The sequence below is a fragment of the Enterobacter sp. WCHEn045836 genome (genome assembly GCF_003965585.1).
Taxonomy (GTDB): domain Bacteria; phylum Pseudomonadota; class Gammaproteobacteria; order Enterobacterales; family Enterobacteriaceae; genus Enterobacter; species Enterobacter dissolvens.
This window is the reverse complement of sequence record NZ_RXPT01000007.1, coordinates 55,415-72,922: the sequence shown is the minus strand read 5'-3', so window position 1 is coordinate 72,922 and position 17,508 is coordinate 55,415. Positions and strand designations below refer to the sequence as shown.

Annotated in this window: 15 protein-coding genes; 6 read left to right on the top strand and 9 right to left on the bottom strand. The window is 57.1% G+C overall.

The features are described 5' to 3' along the window. Nucleotides 1–161 precede the first annotated feature (161 nt). Both EKN38_RS10785 and smrA read left to right on the top strand, forming a co-directional pair. The gene (locus tag EKN38_RS10785) at nt 162–1,073 is read left to right on the top strand and encodes a LysR family transcriptional regulator (protein WP_014831674.1); all 912 of its coding nucleotides are present in this window, start codon (nt 162–164) and stop codon (nt 1,071–1,073) included. Nucleotides 1,074–1,428: 355 nt separating this feature from the next. After that, entirely contained in the window at nt 1,429–1,992 is a 564-nt protein-coding gene (gene smrA / locus EKN38_RS10780; protein WP_014831675.1) for a DNA endonuclease SmrA, read from the top strand. Between the two features lie 37 nt (nt 1,993–2,029). On the opposite strand, the gene tcp is transcribed toward smrA, so the two are convergent. Continuing rightward, entirely contained in the window at nt 2,030–3,691 is a 1,662-nt protein-coding gene (tcp, locus tag EKN38_RS10775; protein ID WP_014831676.1) for a methyl-accepting chemotaxis citrate transducer, read from the bottom strand. Nucleotides 3,692–3,833: 142 nt separating this feature from the next. On the opposite strand from tcp, the gene EKN38_RS10770 reads away from it, so the two are divergent. Then, nucleotides 3,834–4,697 (top strand): aldo/keto reductase family oxidoreductase, encoded by an 864-nt coding sequence (locus tag EKN38_RS10770; protein ID WP_014831677.1) that lies wholly within the window; start codon nt 3,834–3,836, stop codon nt 4,695–4,697. Nucleotides 4,698–4,733: 36 nt separating this feature from the next. Here EKN38_RS10770 and umuC read toward each other — a convergent pair whose 3' ends face one another. The 3 genes from umuC to EKN38_RS10755 form a co-directional block, all read right to left on the bottom strand. Next, nucleotides 4,734–5,996 carry a translesion error-prone DNA polymerase V subunit UmuC gene (gene umuC / locus EKN38_RS10765; RefSeq protein WP_014831678.1) on the bottom strand — a complete coding sequence of 421 codons (1,263 nt, stop codon included), beginning with the start codon at nt 5,994–5,996 and terminating at the stop codon, nt 4,734–4,736. Further along, complete coding sequence (gene umuD / locus EKN38_RS10760; protein ID WP_043951617.1) at nt 5,980–6,414, bottom strand: translesion error-prone DNA polymerase V autoproteolytic subunit; 435 nt, start codon at nt 6,412–6,414, stop codon at nt 5,980–5,982. Before umuD ends, umuC begins: the two co-directional genes overlap by 17 nt. A 149-nt stretch (nt 6,415–6,563) precedes the next feature. Further along, entirely contained in the window at nt 6,564–7,193 is a 630-nt protein-coding gene (locus EKN38_RS10755) for a LysR family transcriptional regulator (protein ID WP_014831680.1), read from the bottom strand. 97 nt (nt 7,194–7,290) lie between these two features. Here EKN38_RS10755 and EKN38_RS10750 point away from each other — a divergent pair, with 97 nt between their 5' ends. Together EKN38_RS10750 and EKN38_RS10745 are read left to right on the top strand one after the other, a co-directional pair. After that, nucleotides 7,291–8,349: an SDR family oxidoreductase gene (locus tag EKN38_RS10750; RefSeq protein WP_014831681.1), complete on the top strand. Its 1,059-nt coding sequence runs from the start codon at nt 7,291–7,293 to the stop codon at nt 8,347–8,349. Nucleotides 8,350–8,421: 72 nt separating this feature from the next. Next, on the top strand, nt 8,422–8,868 hold the full coding sequence (locus tag EKN38_RS10745) for a hypothetical protein (RefSeq protein WP_014831682.1): 447 nt from the start codon (nt 8,422–8,424) through the stop codon (nt 8,866–8,868). A 46-nt stretch (nt 8,869–8,914) separates the two neighbouring features. Here the strand turns inward: EKN38_RS10745 and EKN38_RS10740 are convergent, their stop codons facing one another. Beyond that, nucleotides 8,915–10,357 carry a PLP-dependent aminotransferase family protein gene (locus EKN38_RS10740; RefSeq protein ID WP_043951618.1) on the bottom strand — a complete coding sequence of 481 codons (1,443 nt, stop codon included), beginning with the start codon at nt 10,355–10,357 and terminating at the stop codon, nt 8,915–8,917. 95 nt (nt 10,358–10,452) lie between these two features. On the opposite strand from EKN38_RS10740, the gene EKN38_RS10735 reads away from it, so the two are divergent. Next, nucleotides 10,453–11,220 carry an arylamine N-acetyltransferase family protein gene (locus tag EKN38_RS10735; protein ID WP_014831684.1) on the top strand — a complete coding sequence of 256 codons (768 nt, stop codon included), beginning with the start codon at nt 10,453–10,455 and terminating at the stop codon, nt 11,218–11,220. Between the two features lie 26 nt (nt 11,221–11,246). On the opposite strand, the gene EKN38_RS10730 is transcribed toward EKN38_RS10735, so the two are convergent. The 4 genes from EKN38_RS10730 to EKN38_RS10715 all read right to left on the bottom strand — a co-directional run bounded on the left by EKN38_RS10730 (nt 11,247) and on the right by EKN38_RS10715 (nt 17,433). After that, nucleotides 11,247–14,321: an efflux RND transporter permease subunit gene (locus EKN38_RS10730; protein WP_014831685.1), complete on the bottom strand. Its 3,075-nt coding sequence runs from the start codon at nt 14,319–14,321 to the stop codon at nt 11,247–11,249. Then, nucleotides 14,318–15,466, bottom strand: a complete 1,149-nt coding sequence (locus tag EKN38_RS10725; protein WP_014831686.1) for an efflux RND transporter periplasmic adaptor subunit — start codon at nt 15,464–15,466, stop codon at nt 14,318–14,320. Before EKN38_RS10725 ends, EKN38_RS10730 begins: the two co-directional genes overlap by 4 nt. 78 nt (nt 15,467–15,544) lie before the next feature. Beyond that, a complete protein-coding gene (locus EKN38_RS10720) occupies nt 15,545–16,741 on the bottom strand; it encodes a sensor histidine kinase (protein WP_014831687.1) in 1,197 nt (398 codons plus the stop codon). Continuing rightward, the gene (locus tag EKN38_RS10715) at nt 16,738–17,433 is read right to left on the bottom strand and encodes a response regulator (RefSeq protein WP_014831688.1); all 696 of its coding nucleotides are present in this window, start codon (nt 17,431–17,433) and stop codon (nt 16,738–16,740) included. The genes EKN38_RS10720 and EKN38_RS10715 overlap by 4 nt, the downstream gene beginning before the upstream one ends. Nucleotides 17,434–17,508 lie beyond the last annotated feature (75 nt).

Genomic DNA, 17,508 nt, shown 5'->3' with positions numbered 1-17,508 from the left:
TCATTAAAATATGTGAACTGCTTCACGCTGTGATAGTTTTTACTTATCACTAACCGATTTTTCACAGTTTTAACCGTTCAGGAATTACCCTCGCACATCCCTTTCCATTAAAGTAGATGACAGTTTCTTTACTCTGATAAACAACGGTTATCGGTCGGGCTATGTCATTTCAGATTAAATTTCATCAAATTCGGGCGTTCGTTGAAGTGGCGCGTCAGGGCAGCATTCGCGGCGCCAGCAGGACGTTGAATCTGTCGCAACCGGCGTTGACCAAATCGATCAAAGAGCTGGAAGAGGGTATGGCGGCGCAGCTCTTTGTACGCCGCAGTAAAGGCGTGGCGTTGACTGAGTGTGGTGAAGGCTTCTATCAGCGCGCCAGGCTGATTCTGGAAGAGCTGCGCGCGGCGCAGGATGACATTCGTCAGCGGCAGGGCGAGCTGGCCGGGCAGATCAATATCGGTATGGGGGCGAGTATTTCACGAAGCCTGATGCCCGCGGTGATCACCCGCTTTCATGCTCAGCATCCGCAGGTCAAGGTGCGGATTATGGAAGGGCAACTGGTATCGATGATCAATGAATTACGCCAGGGCGAACTGGATTTCACCATCAATACCTATTATCAGGGGCCTTACGATCATGAATTTACGTTTGAAAAGCTATTAGAAAAACCGTTTGCTGTATTTTGTCGGGAGGGGCATCCGGCGACGGGAGCAACCTCCATTAACGATCTGCTGCATTATAACTGGACCATGCCCACCCCGCGGGGAAGTTATTATAAGCAGTTAGAGGATGTATTTAGCCACCGCTCGCAAATACCCCGTATCGGCGTGGTATGCGAAACCTTTTCGTCGTGTATTAGCCTTGTCGCACAAAGCGATTTTTTAAGCATATTGCCGCAGGAGTTGGGCTGTGACCCACTGTTGGCGGGGCGTCTGGTCATGCTGCCGGTTGTCGAATCACTTCCAAAAGCGGCTTATTATTTAATTCAGCGCCGGGATTCCCGTCAGACTCCGCTTACCGAATCGTTAATTACGCAATTCAGACGAGAGGCGCGGAAAATAACCGCGGCATGAAAAATCATTTATAAAAAAACAGAGTCTGTCCGACATCAGACAGACCCTACAGTACACACAGCAGTGCGTCCTTTCGCAGATCCTGGATGTTATATCCATGGGGCAGGTTAATGTAGTTATAACAGCTTTCTCTCAAAATGAAAGGCGGTTGAGTGATTGATTTCATGAAATTTTAACGCAAATCGATGGTTTTATTTTTGCTGAAACTTAAGTTAAGTGGCAATTAAATTTATGCGGACATTGTTATCGCTTTTCATCAGGTTAATATCAGGCCCACCATCAGCGGGATAGCGGTTGTTGAGGCCTATTCCCCGCGAAGGTATAGTACAGACTCAGATGTAGCCGGAGGATTTCCATGAACCCTGACGACAAATCACTGTTTCTTGACGCCATGGAGGATGTCCAGCCCCTGAAGCGCTGCGCAGATATTCACTGGCAGCCGAGCCGCAATACGCGGGCGCGCCAGGAGATTGATGCCGAGCAGCTGGATAACTTCCTGACCCTGGGTTTTCTGGAACTTCTGCCCCTGGATGAGCCGCTGGCGTTCCAGCGTGAAGGGGTACAACAGGGCGTAATGGATAAGCTGCGTTCCGGGAAATACTCCCGCCAGGCCAGCCTGAACCTGTTACGTCAGCCTGCCGAGCGTTGCCGCCAGATGCTGTACGCCTTTATTCGCCAGGCCGGACGCGACGGATTACGTAATTTAATTATCATTCATGGAAAAGGGCGCGAACAGAATGCTCATCCCAACGTGGTGCGTAGCTATCTGGCGCGCTGGTTAACCGAGTTTGAGGAAGTGCAGGCCTTCTGCGTGGCGCTGCCGCATCACGGCGGCAGCGGGGCCTGTTATGTTTCACTGCGAAAATCCGACGACGCAAAACAGGAGAACTGGGAACGGCACGCCAAGCGCAGCCGTTAACGGGCCGTGGCGGGCGATATTCTCGCCCGCACAGCACTCAGAACGTTTCCCAGTTGCTGTCGGTGGCGGTGCTTGCCGTGGCCGGGCGCAACAGCTGCGGTGTTTTCACATTTGTTGGGCGGGGGGCAGCGGCCTGTTGTTTGCCGCTCAGACGAAACGCCGCCACCGCCTGGCGCAGCTGTTCGGACTGATCTTCCAGCGCTGCTGCCGCCGTGGCGGACTGCTGTACCAGCGCGGCGTTTTGCTGGGTGACGCTGTCCATCTGCGAAACGGCCAGACTCACCTGTTCAATACCGCGGCTCTGCTCATCAGACGCAGACGAAATCTCGCCCATAATATCGGTCACGCGGGTCACTGCCGCCACAATTTCTTTCATCGTTGCACCGGCTTCGCTAACCTGTTCAGAGCCGGTATTCACGCGGCTGACAGAGTTCTCGATAAGGCCCTTGATCTCTTTTGCCGCCTGCGCGCTGCGGCTCGCGAGAGTACGCACTTCCCCGGCAACTACCGCAAAGCCACGACCTTGTTCCCCGGCGCGTGCGGCTTCTACCGCGGCGTTCAGCGCCAGAATGTTGGTCTGGAAGGCAATGCTGTCAATCACGCCGGTGATGTGGGCGATTTGCTGCGAACTGTCGGCAATTTCCGTCATTGTGCGGACAACGTTATCCACCACATGACCGCCGCGCGCCGCTGTTTCAGACGCGTTCTTCGCCAGCAGGGTCGCCTGACGGGCGTTGTCGGAGTTCTGTTTCACCGTTGCGGTCAGCTCTTCCATGCTGGCAGCGGTCTCTTCCAGCGAGGCGGCCTGTTCTTCCGTACGGGCGGAAAGATCGTTACTTCCGGCAGCAATTTCGCCTGCGCCGGTGTAGATGGAGTCGGTACTACCGCGTACGGCGCTGACCGTGGTAACCAGAGATTGCTGCATCTCATGCAGACCGGCCGCCAGCTGGCCCATCTCATTGCGGCCAGAGAGGGTGATATCCTGCGTCAGATCGCCCGCCGCAATGGTGCGAATATGGTTCATAATGGTTTTCAGCGGTTTTAACAGCAGGTGCTGTAAACCCTGCCAGATCACCACCAGCACGGCGATAACGGCCAGGAAAATTGCCGCCAGCGTCCACTGCATCTGGGTAAAGCTGCTCTGGTTCTCTTCGGTAGCGGCTTTCAGCAGGGTATTGTTCTCGGCACGCCAGCGGTTATAGACCGCTTCCATAGCGTCCTGCGCCTGCTGCGCATCCAGATCGCCATAGGCCTGGTAGTTGTCGGCACGCAGATACTCAATCGACAGACGCATCACTTCATGCATCTGATTCCAGGATTTCAGCATCTCGTCGGTTAGCGCCGCATTCTGGCCGTTAACCTGCGGCAGGGCCTGCCACTGTTTGTTATAGGCTTCAGCTTTAGCCAGAGAGTCGCCCGCGGTGCCAAGCAGTTTGTTGATCGCCTCCAGGGACGCCGGATCGCGCTGATTTTTCAGGTAGCGGATCGCCACTCGCGTCACGGTGACGCGCGTTTTGATAAGGGTGTTAACGCTGTCGCTCAGGCTCTCCTGCTGGGCATTAAGCACCCCGGAGTTCTGGAAGTTATGGCGATCGTTGCTGACGGCAGAGTAGAACAACCCTCCCGTGACAACTTGCAGCAGGCAGAATATGGTGAGAGCAAAGATAATTCCGGTAATCACGTGCAGATTTTTCAGCATAGCGGTCGTCCGTAAGAAAGTGCAGGGGTACACAAATACTATCGTCGTAGGGAATTTAAACTTTAATTTAACTCGCGCTTAACTAAGGGTTCCCGACAGGAACCTGTTGTAAATCCGGATCATTTAGATGAGGAAGGTGAACATGAGCAGCATTGATAAAAGCGGGACATTCGCGCTCGGGACGCGAACGGTAAAACGACTGGGTTACGGCGCGATGCAGCTTGCCGGGCCGGGCGTTTTTGGGCCACCGAAGGACAAAAATGCCGCGCTGGAGGTGCTCCGGGAAGCCGTGGCGGCGGGCGTGAATCATATCGATACCAGCGATTTTTATGGTCCGCATGTGACTAACCAGCTGATCCGTGAGGCGCTGCATCCGTACCGGGACGATCTGACCCTCGTCACCAAAATTGGTGCGCGCCGCGACGATAAAGGTGCCTGGCTGCCGGCCTTTTCCTCGCAGGAGCTGACCCGGGCGGTGCATGACAACCTGCGTAATCTGCAGCTGGATGTGCTGGACGTGGTTAACCTGCGGATTATGTTTAGCGCACACGGACCGGCGGAAGGCTCGATCGCTGAACCGCTGTCCACCCTGGCCGAGCTACAGCAGCAAGGGCTGGTGCGACATATTGGTCTGAGCAATGTCACGGCCACGCAGGTTGCCGAGGCGCAGAAGATGGTACCCGTGGTGTGTGTGCAAAACATGTACAACATCGTGAACCGGAGTGACGATGCGCTGGTGGATTCGCTTGCGCAGCAGGGGATTGCCTATGTGCCATTCTTCCCGCTGGGCGGTTTTACGCCGTTGCAATCTTCCGGGCTGCAGGCGGTGGCGGACGACCTGGGGGCGACACCGATGCAGGTTGCGCTGGCCTGGCTGCTGCAACGTTCTCCGAACATTCTGCTGATCCCGGGAACCTCTTCCGTGGCGCATCTGCGGCAAAACCTCGCGGCAGGTGAGCTGGTGTTACCGCCTGACGCACTGGCTACGCTGAATGCGCTGGTGTAATCACGCATAAAAAAGCCCGGAGGGATCCGGGCTTTGTTATTTAACGACTGGCAAATCGGAATAGCGCGTGGTGTAGCAGGGCGACAGCATATCCCGCTTCATCGCCCAGGATTTCACCGCCCCCTGGCCCGCAAACCACACAGACCCCCGGCCTGAACGGTTAAGGCGGTCGATAACCTGCATCAGGGCTGTGCTGTCTGGCCGCGGTGGGTGTTCATCGAACAGGCTAAGCTGTGCCACGCCCTGACTGAAAAAGTCACTGAGCATGACGCCTGCTTTCATATAGCGATGCCCCTCTTTCCAGATTCGGTTCAATGACTCGATAGCTACCCTGATAATATCCCGCGTATCGTTGGTGGGGATCGTCAGCTTGCCGGAGGCCTGGTTACCATAAAAAACCTCATCCTCTGCATGCGGGCTGGTGCGAATAAACACGCTGATATAGCAGCAAAACTGTTTCTCTTCGCGCAGCTTCTCGGCGGCGCGTTCCGCATAGGCGCAGATCGCCTGGTGCATATCGTCATACCGGGTGATACGGCTGCCGAAGGAGCGGCTGCAGATGATTTGTTGCTTTGTTGGCGAAAACTCTTCCAGCGCCAGACACGGTTCACCGCGTAACTCGCGGGCAGTTCTTTCCAGCACGACATTGAAGTGTTTACGGATCACCCAGCTTGAACATTCCGCCAGATGCAGGGCAGACTCGATCCCCATCAGATTCAGTTTTTTGCTGATCCTGCGCCCGACGCCCCACACTTCGCTGACCGGTACCAGTGACAGCAGTTTACGCTGACGATCGATATTCGATAAATCCACCACGCCGTTGGTTTTCTTCCAGGTTTTGGCGGCATGGTTAGCCAGCTTGGCTAAGGTTTTGGTGGGCGCAATGCCCACCCCAACCAGCAGTCCGGTCTCTTTGTACAGGCGCTGGCGGATTTCCTGCCCGAACGCCTCCAGACTCATACAGTGGCTGATGCCCGTCAGATCCAGAAAGGCTTCATCAATCGAGTAGATCTCCACTCTCGGGGCCATCTCTTCAAGGATGGTCATCACCCGGCGGCTCATATCCGCATACAGCGCATAATTGGAGCTAAAGACGTGTACCTTCTGGCGTCTCAGCTCATCCTTCAGCTTGAAGTAGGGGCCGGCCATGCCGATCCCCAATGCTTTTGCTTCTGCTGAACGGGAAATGATACACCCGTCGTTATTTGAAACGACCACCACGGGTTTCCCCTTAAGGTCGGGCCGAAACGCCGTCTCGCAGGAGGTGTAAAAACTGTTTACGTCAACGAGCGCGAACATGGCGGTTAGCTTTCAGGGTAAACGTCACAACGCCGAAGATCTCCAGCTCGTCTTCCGCGGCAAAAACGACCGGCGCGTAGTCAGGATTATGGGGGATGAGCTGAAGACGCGGATGCGTTTGCAGCTCCTTCACGGTAAATTCGCCCGCGACCGCCGCAATCACAATATCGCCATGAACGGCGGTTAACGAACGGTCAACCACCAGCAGGTCGCCATGGCTGATGCCTGCACCGATCATCGAATCACCGCTCACCCTGACAAAATAGGTCGCGCTGGGGTGTTTGATCACCAGCTTGTTCAGGTCAAGGCTGTCCTCGACATAATCCTGAGCCGGGCTGGGGAAGCCACAGGGCACCCGCTCCATAAACAACGGAAGCAATAGCGTGGCATCAGGCCCCAAAGGAGAGATCAACTGCATAATGGTTAACTCATATTACTGTGTTTATATACAGTATTCATGATTAACCAGAACGATCAAGAGACGGGAGGGGAATTTTCCGGAACTCGTTGAAAGTCGAAAAATTTTAGTTCAACAAGGCGCGCTGGCGAGTATACATCCAGGAATGTTTAATTTTTCTTAATTATTTCAGGCAGTAGCTGTTCTATGACCCCGACAACGCTTCTGACCCTGTGTGGAATAAAGCGAGCGTCCGGGTAAACCGCATAGAGAAAGCGGTCGGGTAACCGCCACGCGGGGAGTACCGGCACCAGCGTACCGGTTTGCAACGCCCGTGCCGCGTGGGTTTGCGGAGGCTCTGCGCTCAGTCGTAGCGCCACATCCACCCCTTCGGTGACCAGATCGGCGATGCGGTCATCAAGCGAAATCTGTAGGTGTAATTCGGGATTCATGCGCTGTAGTGTCAGCAGGCGCGGCAACACGATCTGGCCCAGGCCGCTCGGCAACTGCACATGTACGGCTCCCTGATATTGATGCTCAACCGGGTTCAGGCGTCGCTCCGCTTCCTGCATGGCCTCCAGCACAAGCTGCATATCCCGCCGGTAACGTTCACCCTGCGCGGTGAGCTTCATCCTGCGCGTTGTACGATGCAGCAATACCACACCGAGTTCTTCCTCAAGGGCGGCGATCTGCTGGCTGACGGCGGACTGCTTGATCCCGGCCAGGCGGGCGGCAGCGGAAAAGGAGCCGGCTTCGGCGACGCGCAGAAAGGTGGAAATGGCGTTGAGCTTATTATTCATTTCGTGATTCTGCTTATAAATGCCATCGGATTCGGGGGATATATCAGGAAAAAATAATAGATCACACTGTGTCTGTCACCCCTTTCGGAGAAACACCATGAATAAGACGCAGCAACACAGGGTCGCACTGGTCGCTGGCGCCAGCGGGGTTGTTGGCAACCAGCTGGTCAAAACGCTTTTGCGCCATCAGTGGGAGGTTATTGGCCTGAGCCGCCAGGCGGTATCTCACCCTGACGGCATTGCGATGGTTAATGTCGATTTACTGGATGCGCAGGACAGCGCGCGGGCACTGTCATCGCTCAGCGGGATCACTCATGTGTTTTACAGCGCCTGGGTCAACGCCGCGAACTGGACAGAGATGGTTGAACCGAACGTCACCATGCTGCGCCATCTGGTCAGTAATCTCGAAAACACGGCCCCTCTTGAGACGGTCAGCCTGATGCAGGGCTACAAAGTCTACGGCGCGCATCTTGGCCCGTTTAAAACCCCGGCACGTGAAAGCGATCCCGGCGTACCGGGGGCAGAGTTTAATGCGGCCCAGCTCAGGTGGCTTAGCGATTTTCAACGCGGAAAACAGTGGCACTGGAGCGCCATCAGACCGGGTGTGGTGGGTAGCACGGTGCCAGGCAACACCATGAATCTTGCCCTGAGCATCGCGCTGTACGCCTCATTGTGTAAGGCGCTGGATTTACCGCTGCGTTTTCCCGGCTCTGAACAGACCTGGCACAGCATTGTTGATCATACCGACGGCGAATTGCTGGCAGAGGCGACCATGTGGGCCGCCACGTCGCCGGCAGCAGAGAACCAGGCATTCAACGTGAATAACGGGGATATCTGGCGCTGGAGCGAGCTGTGGCCACGCATTGCACGCTGGTTTGAACTGGAGTCTGCCCCCCCGGTCCGGCTCTCATTTCAGCAGCTGTTTACGGACTACCGTGCGGTATGGCGCGAACTTGCCGCAGCTCGCGGGCTGGTGGAAAGCGAGATTTTGCAGCTGAACGACGGACAGTTTGCCGACTTCGTGTTTGGCTGGCATTACGACATGTTTGGTGATGGCAGCAAGCTGCGACGGACCGGGTTCACCGCCATGCGGGCCACCGACGAGATGTTTTTCAGCCTGTTCGCACAGCTCAGGGCGGCACGCATTATTCCCTGACAGGGGGCATGTTGTTCTCAGGAACGAACCCGTTATACTCGCTCATGACTGTGATCAACGGGATTGGTGAATATGCGGGAAGCAATCAGCGTTTTATTAATGGCTCTGCCGGTTATTGGGTTATGTCTGGTGATAAGGAATGGAGTGAGGTCATTTCGCCAGCCAAAACGCATCGTTTCAGATGCCCATGGCAAGAAGAAAATATCCACTAACCCGTGGTTTTTTGATTGTTTTTCCCGCAAGGTTTATTTTTATGATGAGCGCTATTTTTATGAAATTCAGAAGGATAGAACCACTCAGATTGAACTGGCCAGGATAGTAAACATTAAGCCGGGATCGACGATGGTTAATAATCGTCGGATCTGGTCAGTAATCTATGTTGAAAACGGAAGGGAAAAACAGGTGCAGTTTTACCCGAACGTAACGATGTTTAATCATAATTTCTCTGCTTTTTTGATAGCGGTAAAAAACGCCAATCCACACGCCGATATTAAAAATCTTTCCGTTTTCAATTTCTGAATGCCACCATGCGGTATGCAGAGACGATCAAGCCAGTCAGTAACCATTAACGCATCGACGCTCTGAACGCGGTACCCGCCAGCTCGTGACAAATCGCGCCGATCTGTTCCACAGCGTTGAGCAACTGGGGCGTGGGTTCATTCGCGCAATTTAAGCGCAGGAAGTTCATCAGCTCCGCCCCCGGGGAAAACAGCGGGCCAGGGCTGACGCCAATGCCCAGCGCCAGCGCACGACGATGCACCTCCAGCGCATTGACCTGGTGTGGAAGTTCAACCCACAGCAAGAAACCGGCGGCGGGGGCGGTAATACGCGTACCCGGCGGGAAGCACGCCTCCACCCGCGCGGTAACGGCCTGTATCCCTTCGGCGATGCGAACTTTCAACCGTCGAAGATGGCGATCGTAGTCACCACTGGCGAGTATTTCGCTCGTCGCGGCTTCAATTAACGGTGCGCCTGCCCACTCCCCGGCCATGCGGGCCTGTAAGACCTGCGTGTGGTAACGTCCGGCGGCAATCCACCCGATACGCCAGCCTGGCGCAAGGGTTTTGGACAATGAGCTACAGTAGAGCACATTCCCGCTCTGGTCGAAGGCCTTGCAGGCCGGAGGCCGTTGGCCTTCACCCACCAGGTCCCCATAAACATCGTCCTCAATAAGAGGGATGCCCGCCTCTTCAAGCAGGGCAACCAGCTCCTGTTTACCGGCGACGGACATGCTGGCGCCGAGCGGATTTTGCACCGTGGGCGAGGCCAGCACAGCCGCGGGACGGTGACAGCGAATGGCCTCAGCCAGCGGTGCCAGTAACAGGCCTTCGACGGGATCGGTTGGGATCTGCAACGCCTTCAGACCTAAATCCTCCAGCAGCAGTAGCGTGCCGAAGTAAGCGGGGGACTCAATCGCCACCACATCACCCGGCTGGCACACGGCCCGCAAAGCCAGACGCAGCGCCTGCGTTGCGCCCGCGGTGATGACCAGATCGTCTGCACCAAAATGGGCTCCCCACTGTGCCGCGCGTGCGGCGACCCTGTTGCGCAGATCCACTCGCCCCGGCGGCAGGCTGTAGCTCTGACCGTGTGCTTCCAGACGACGGCTGGCCGCATGAAGCGCGCGATGCAACGTATCTCCCGGTAGCCAGGTGGGGTCGGGCAGTGCGGCCCCCAGCGGCACCAGGCGCGCTTCTGCGCGACTGAAAAGCGAGCGGGCGATGGCTGACATGGTCACCGGTACCGGGCCGGGAGGCGTGTGGGATGATGGCACGTTCTGTGGCACGCGGGGCTGGTGGACGTAATAGCCCGAACGCGGACGGGCAACAATCAGGCCTTCGGCCTCGAGGTAACGAAGGGCCTCGAGGGCCGTCGGGAGGCTAACGTGCTCGCGCTCTGCCAGTTTACGCGCGGAGATCATCCGATCACCGGGTCGCAATGCACCTGAAGCCAGGGTAAGGCGCAGCATCTCTGCAATCCGGCGGTAATGGGGGGACGGGACGGACATGGGATCTGTACAGTCTGATTTTCGATAAAACTGACTATACAGCCAATGCGGAGCGCCATCTATAGTGTCCGGCATGTTCAGGACAAGGAGGCACTATGCACAGCGACAACTTTGATATTTCTACCTATTTCAAACGTATAAACTATACCGGGCCAGCGGCGGCCGATACCGCCACCCTGCATGCGCTGATGCGCCATCAGCTCTTTGCGGTCCCTTTTGAAAATCTGGACGTACAGGCAGGCAAAATGGTCTCGCTGGTACCCGAAGAGATTGTCGATAAGATCCTGCATCAGGGGCGCGGCGGCTATTGCTACGAGGTCAACGGGCTGTTTGCCATGGCGCTGGAGGCGTTAGGCATTTCCTGGCGTTTTGTGGCGGCGCGCCCCATGTTCTACCCGGCACGTCGCCCAAAAACCCATATGGCGGTGGTGGCGGAGGTGGAGGGCCGTCAGTGGCTCTGCGACCTCGGGTTTGGCAGCTATGGCATCCGTGCGCCGATGGCCCTCGACATGCTTGATGTCGATATCGGACAAGATTTCGACACCTTCCGCCTTACCCGTCACGCAAGGGGCGAGTACCTGCTCCAGGCGAAGGTGGAGGGGGCGTGGGCTAATCAATACGGTTTTGATCTCTCTGTTCAGGAATGGGTTGATTTCATTCCGGCCAACTACCTGAATTCAACCCATCCTGACGCCATCTTTGTGCAGAAGCGAGTGATCGTGCAGCATCACCCCGAAGGACGTCAGATCCTGCTGGGCAATATGCTGAAGACCATCACCGCAAATGGCACAAAGACACAGCAACTGGCGGAAGAGGATATTGCTGAGGTCCTGAGAACCCATTTTGCGCTGACGGTCGCGTAACGGATCGGGGGACAATAGACCGGGTTTTATATGTTGTGCCGGTTGCGTAAAGCGTCCCCCCACTGTAATAACAGACTGAACGACGCGGGCAGTACCGTGAGTGTGACCAGCGTCGCGACCAGCAACCCCCCGATAATGGCATACGCCATCGGTCCCCAGAATACCTGGTGCGAGATGGGGATCATGCCCAGAATGGCGGCACAGGCGGTCAGACAGATAGGCCTGGCCCGGTGCTCTGCGGCTGCGATAATGGCGGCATCGTTCGTCATCCCCTGAGCCAGATTGCTGTCAGCTTCGCCGATCAGGATCACCGCGTTACGAATGATCATGCCCGCCAGCGCGATCACGCCCAGCAGGGCGACGAACCCCATCGGTGTTCCGCCCGGCAGCATCGCCAGAACGATGCCCGGTAAGCCAAACGGGGCCATGAACAGGGCCAGAAACATCCGGGAATAGCGTCGTAGCTGAAGCATCAGCAATAACAACATAATGACCAGCGTCACCGGAAGAACGGTAAAGACAGACCGGTTTCCTTTATCGGACTCCGCAACCGCGCCGCCTTCCTCAATACGGTAGCCCGCAGGCAATTGGGCACGCAGTTTATCCACCGCCGGGCGCAGCGCGGCGGAGACGACCTCGGCTCTGAGCCCCGGCGCAAGGTCAGTTTGCACGGTGATAAACGGCAGGCGCTGACGACGCCAGACAACCGGATCGTCCACCCCCCAGACCGGGGTTGCGACAGCACTGAGCGGAATTTTTTTGCCATCGTTCCCCTCAACGGTCAGCGACGACAGTGTGGCCAGATTAAGACGTTCACTGTCTCTGGCGCGGAGCACCACATCCACCAGCCGGTCATTATCCCGTATCGAGGTCACGACGCTGCCGGACCAGACCGTATTCAGCGTCCGGGCCAGACTTTCTGACGACACGCCCGCAGCCCGGGCCGCCGTCTGATTCACCGCAAGGGTAATTACTCTCTCCGGTTCACCGGCGGTCTGGTTGACTTCACGTGTGAGCGGTGACCGGCCAATCACGTCCGTCAGGTGATTCGCCAGCGCCCGAACCTTCACATAGTCCGGCCCGCTAACCCGGTATTTGATGGGCCAGCCGACCGGGGGCCCGAGCTCCAGGGGCGATACGCGCGTGATAATGTCGCTAAATTGCGTAGCCAGTATCTTGTTCAGCTGTGCGTGCAGACGGTCGCGGGCGGCGAGGCTTTTCGCGACCACCACCAACTGGGCACTGTTTTCATTCTCCAGCAGCACATCCATTGGCAGATAAAAACGGATGGCGCCCGATCCCACGTATGTTGAGTAATGATCGATATTGCTATTACCTGCCAGCGCCTTTTCCAGCTTTTCGGCCTCTCTTTGCGTTTCCGGCTGTGAGGCGTTGGCCGGAAGCGTCAGGCTCACCAGCAGCTCTGGTCTGTCGGACGCGGGGAAAAACTCGCCCTGCATAAACGTCGTCCCGTACAGGGACAAACCCAGTGCGGCAAGGGCGCAAAGCACGGTGGCGAGTCGGTGGCGCAAAACCTTGCGCAGCAGCCAGTGATAGCCGCGTGCGAGCCGCCCCGGGCCGGAGGTATGATGCCTGATGTTCTCCGGCAGCAGCCATGTCCCGGTCAGCGGTGAAAATAAGATCGCGACCACCCATGAACACAGCAGGGCAATCAGCACGACCGCAAACAGAGAAAAGCAGTATTCACCCGCGCTGGATGCCGCAAAGCCGACCGGAATAAATCCGGCGATCATCACCAGGGTGCCGGTGAGCATCGGGAATGCCGTCGTGGTGAATGCCCGGGTTGCCGCCTGCCGACGGGAATCGCCAGCCTCCAGACGAGAAACCATGGTTTCCACGGTGATCATGGCGTCATCCACCAGCAGACCCAGCGCAATAATCAGTGCCCCGAGCGAGATGCGCTGCAGGCCAATCCCGGCCAGCATCATTCCGGCGAAGGTCATGGCCAGAACCAGCGGGATTGCCGCAGCCACAACCAGCCCCGCCCGTAGCCCCAGAGAGACAAATGAAACGGCCAGGACGATCACCACCGCTTCAGTAAGAACCCTGATAAAACCCCTCACCGCGTCGCTGACTACGGCGGATTGATCGGCGACCTTCACCATCTCGATACCGTGTGGCAGCCCGGCGCTGAGGGCGGCCACTCGTTGATTTAATGCGGCGCCAAAACGCAGCATATTGCCTGTCGGCGCCATTGAAATCGCCAGCCCGATAGCCGGTTTTCCGTTGACGCGGAACGCCGGCGAGGGCGGCTCGGCGTTTTCCCGGGTGAGGGTGGCAATGTCGGTCAGGGGAAGATAACGATTGTTAATATGCAGCGTGACCGCGCGTAAACTCTCCTCTGAGGTGAGCGCACCGCTGACGCGGAGTGCGATGTTCTCCTGCCCCGTGCGCATGATGCCCGCCGGGACGACGGCATTCTGCGCCCTGAGCGCCTCTGCAACCTGCTGAATATCCAGACCCATCCCCGCCAGACGGGCCGGGGAAAAGGCCAGAACCATCTGTTCCTGCTGTTCACCCAGCAGGGTGGTTTTGCCGATATCCGGCAGGGACATCAGCTCCCGACGCAGTGTCTCCACCCGATCCCGAACCTCCCGCAGGGAATAGCCTTCGGGGATAAAGCCATAAATCGTGCCGAACGTGTCGTCAAATTCATCGTTGACGGCAGGGCCCTGAACGCCTTCGGGCAGGGACGGGGCGATATCCTGCATTTTCTTCCGCACCTGGTACCAGATATCCGGCACCGTTTGCGGCGGCGTGTCATCGCGCAGATTGACATGTATAACGGTACGTCCAGCCCGGGTTTCGCTTTCGATATAATCAAGCCAGGGGACCTCCTGTAATTTTTTCTCAAGCGTATCCGTCAGCAGACGGGTCGTGTCCGCTTCCGATGCCCCCGGCCACTGCGCGGAGACCACGGCCGTTTTGATGGTAAACGCCGGATCTTCGTTGCGCGGCAGGCGCTCGTAACAGAACACGCCCATCGCCATGACTAACAGTATAAAGAAACTGACCATCTGCTGATTTTTAAGCGCCCAGGCGGAGAGGTTAACTGTCTCTTTTGTGCGTCTCATGTTCATGGCTGCTCCTCTCCGGCAATCACCGGTTCGCCTGAGCGTAATTTGCTCACGCCAGCCGTAATCACTCTGTCACCGGGCGCAAGACCGGAGGCGATGATGACGGAGGAGGCTGTGTAACGTGCTGGCACAACCACGCGCAGTTGCGCCTGAGATTGCTGGTTGATCACAAACACAGCGGGCCTGTCTGCGTAACGACTCAGTGCCGAGGCCGGAAGGACGTAACCGCACGCGGCACTGGAGGGCAGGGTTACGGTGACGCTGGCGCCCAGAGCCATGGCGGCGGGCGGGGTGTTCAGGGTGGCGCGGACCCGCCAGGTACGGGTCAGGGGATCGGCCTGAGGCGTGATATCGCGTAACACCGCTGAAGCATTGACCGTCGGGTCGCTGAGCAAGGCGATGCGGAATTCAGCTTTATCCGGTGAGGGGATCTCATCGGGCGCGGCAACATCAAACACCACATCGCGGGCTTCACCGGTCGCCAGCGTCAGCACCGACTGGCCTGCGCTGACAATCTGGCCCGCAGAGGCGCTGACCGCGGTAATGATGCCCTCCTTCGGCGAGAGAAGGCGGGTCCAGCCCAGGCTTTCCCGGGCGTTGCGCAGTGCCGCCTCGCTACTTTTCAGACGCGCGCTGGCGACAAGCCAGTCTGCACGGGCAGTGTCGAGTTGCGTGCGGGCTATCGCGCCGGTGGGCATCAGCGTTTGCATTCTGTTGACGTTGAGCGCGGCAACCTGCGCTGAGGCTTTGGCACCCTCATAGTCAGCGGTGGCGGCGTCGAGCTGATTTTGTCCGGTGGTATTGTCGAGGGTCGCCAGCAGTTGCCCGGCGGTAACCCGATCGCCAATATCGACAACGCGCGTGAGGATCCTGCCCCCGACACGGAAACTCAGCGTCGTCTCATCATGGGCATGGATCTCACCGGTTCTTTCCAGTGCCGGCAGCGTTTTCGCTGAACCCACCACACTGTAGCGTACCGCCCGCACGGGGGGCGGCGTGTTTTCGTGTTTATCGCCGCAGCCGGTTAGCGGGAAAATAACCAGAGCAAGTATCACCAGGGGAATAAAGTGCAGCCAGGAAAGGGTGCGCGCCACGCTGTATACATGATGCAGACTGTGGCGGAGGGAGAGAATGAATTCGTCTGACATAACGCCGCTCCAGAAAAGGGATGGCGTTATTTAATCGGCTGTTCATCGAGAAAGATTCGATGTTGTGTCAAGGGTTTATCAAGAACGGGAATTTTCCTCGTCATAAGCGCGCCAGGGCAACTGGATGCGCACCACAAGTCCTCCGGTATCCGGCAATGACGCGTGAATACTTCCCCCATGCGCCTGGCAAATCGCCTGGGCAATAGATAAACCGAGGCCGCTGCCGCCGGAGTGGCGGGCGCGAGACTGTTCCTCGCGGCTAAATCGCTTAAACATGTCCGGTAAAAAGTGCTTTGATACACCCGGACCGTCATCGGCGAATTCGAGGGTGTAATGCCCCCTGGCATAATGCAGGGACACCTCCAGATGGCCTCCCTCGCGTCCGTAGCGGAGTGAATTTTCCATGAGGATCGTAAACACCTGTCCCATACGGAACGCATCGCCTCTGAAAGGGCAGGCGCGCGGGTTACGCAACGTTATCGTAAAATTATGCGCATCGGCCTGCGGGGTGATCCAGTCTGCCCGCTCCTGAATCAGCTCATCCAGACGCAATGGCCGTTCTTCAAGTACAAGATTTCCCGCATCAGCCAAAGAGAGAAGGTGCAATTCATCGGTCAGCCGGTTGAGGTGCTGGAGCTGTTTCATCACCATCCCCAGTTGCTCCGGGCTGGCGTCAAACACACCGTCCATCATACCCTGCAGACGTCCAATGGCTGCCGTCAGGGGAGAGCGCAGCTCATGTGCCATGGCAACGTGCGAGGCGCGCAGCTCCTTTTCATAGCGAGCCAGTTGTCCGGTCATGGTATTAAAGTCAGCTGCAAAGCTGATCATTTCTGCAGGCGCATCTTTCACCAGCTCGGCCTGTCGGCCAAACTGTCCATCGGCCACATCTTTGGCCGCATCCCGAAGACAGCTGAACTGCAGCGCCAGAGGACGTGCGTGCTTAAGCCCCATCACCACGATGAAGGGGATCATCACCAGCACCAGCAGAGCCACGGTGACCCAGTCAGCCGAGGCGATGGACGGAGTGGAGTAACTGAGCCCCCACCAGCTGTCTACAATATCGTGAAAGCGGGCCGGGTTTGACTGCGGATTCTGGCTGAGCGTGAGAAACTCCTGCCGGACCGCTGCGGGCATTTTGCCCATTATCCAGTAGTTCTGCACGGCGTAACGCAGCCACATGCAGGCTGCAATAACGATCACACTGCCAATCGCCAGCGCCAGGATGCGCGCGCAAATCCAGCGCCAGAGGGAGGAATGACGGGTCTTTATCATGGCTGTCTGAACCTGTAACCCACGCCGCGAACGTTAACCAGCACGCCGGAAATACCCGCGGCTTCGAGTTTTTTACGCAGGTTATAAATATGGGTATCCACCACCCGCTCCAGGGCCTCGCTTTCCGGCAAACAGTGCTCCAGTAAATATTGACGGGAAAAAGGACGCGAAGGTGAACGCATTAGCGTGGTCAGTAGCGAGAATTCCGTTGGGGTCAGATCCAGTACCCGTGGCGTGTTGTCATCGTTGACGATACTCGCCACGATGGCCGTGACATCCACCTCCAGCGTCTGCCAGCGAAGGATCTCTTCTTCGCGCGTGTTTTTGTTACTCCGGCGCAGCACCGCCTGCACCCGTGCCACAACTTCACCTGGATGATAGGGTTTAACGACATAGTCATCAGCCCCGTATCTCAACGCGCCGATGCGATCGGGCGTATCGCCCATAGCCGTCACCATGATAACGGGCACGTCGCTTTTGCGACGCAGGCTGGCCAGCACCTCCGTTCCGTTGAGTCCAGGAAGCATGACATCCAGCAAGACAAGATCGGGTTTCCAGCGTTGCGCCATCTCCAGTCCGGCCAGCCCGTCCCCCGTGACGGTCACATCGTAATTTTCACGGCGTAAATAGGCTTCAAGTACGCCAGCCGCATCGGCATCATCTTCAATAATCAGCACTCTTCTGGACAACATCTGTTCACCTTGACCGTTTCTTAACACTATCCCGACTATTCATTGATTTAGCCAAATCATACTGCGCACAACGTA

Excerpts from the sequence above, each read along its gene's own strand:
- EKN38_RS10785 (WP_014831674.1), top strand. The coding sequence starts at position 162 with ATGTCATTTCAGATTAAATTTCATCAAATTCGGGCGTTCGTTGAAGTG.
- smrA (WP_014831675.1), top strand. The coding sequence starts at position 1,429 with ATGAACCCTGACGACAAATCACTGTTTCTTGACGCCATGGAGGATGTC.
- tcp (WP_014831676.1), bottom strand. The coding sequence starts at position 3,691 with ATGCTGAAAAATCTGCACGTGATTACCGGAATTATCTTTGCTCTCACC.
- EKN38_RS10770 (WP_014831677.1), top strand. The coding sequence starts at position 3,834 with ATGAGCAGCATTGATAAAAGCGGGACATTCGCGCTCGGGACGCGAACG.
- umuC (WP_014831678.1), bottom strand. The coding sequence starts at position 5,996 with ATGTTCGCGCTCGTTGACGTAAACAGTTTTTACACCTCCTGCGAGACG.
- umuD (WP_043951617.1), bottom strand. The coding sequence starts at position 6,414 with ATGCAGTTGATCTCTCCTTTGGGGCCTGATGCCACGCTATTGCTTCCG.
- EKN38_RS10755 (WP_014831680.1), bottom strand. The coding sequence starts at position 7,193 with ATGAATAATAAGCTCAACGCCATTTCCACCTTTCTGCGCGTCGCCGAA.
- EKN38_RS10750 (WP_014831681.1), top strand. The coding sequence starts at position 7,291 with ATGAATAAGACGCAGCAACACAGGGTCGCACTGGTCGCTGGCGCCAGC.
- EKN38_RS10745 (WP_014831682.1), top strand. The coding sequence starts at position 8,422 with ATGCGGGAAGCAATCAGCGTTTTATTAATGGCTCTGCCGGTTATTGGG.
- EKN38_RS10740 (WP_043951618.1), bottom strand. The coding sequence starts at position 10,357 with ATGTCCGTCCCGTCCCCCCATTACCGCCGGATTGCAGAGATGCTGCGC.
- EKN38_RS10735 (WP_014831684.1), top strand. The coding sequence starts at position 10,453 with ATGCACAGCGACAACTTTGATATTTCTACCTATTTCAAACGTATAAAC.
- EKN38_RS10730 (WP_014831685.1), bottom strand. The coding sequence starts at position 14,321 with ATGAACATGAGACGCACAAAAGAGACAGTTAACCTCTCCGCCTGGGCG.
- EKN38_RS10725 (WP_014831686.1), bottom strand. The coding sequence starts at position 15,466 with ATGTCAGACGAATTCATTCTCTCCCTCCGCCACAGTCTGCATCATGTA.
- EKN38_RS10720 (WP_014831687.1), bottom strand. The coding sequence starts at position 16,741 with ATGATAAAGACCCGTCATTCCTCCCTCTGGCGCTGGATTTGCGCGCGC.
- EKN38_RS10715 (WP_014831688.1), bottom strand. The coding sequence starts at position 17,433 with ATGTTGTCCAGAAGAGTGCTGATTATTGAAGATGATGCCGATGCGGCT.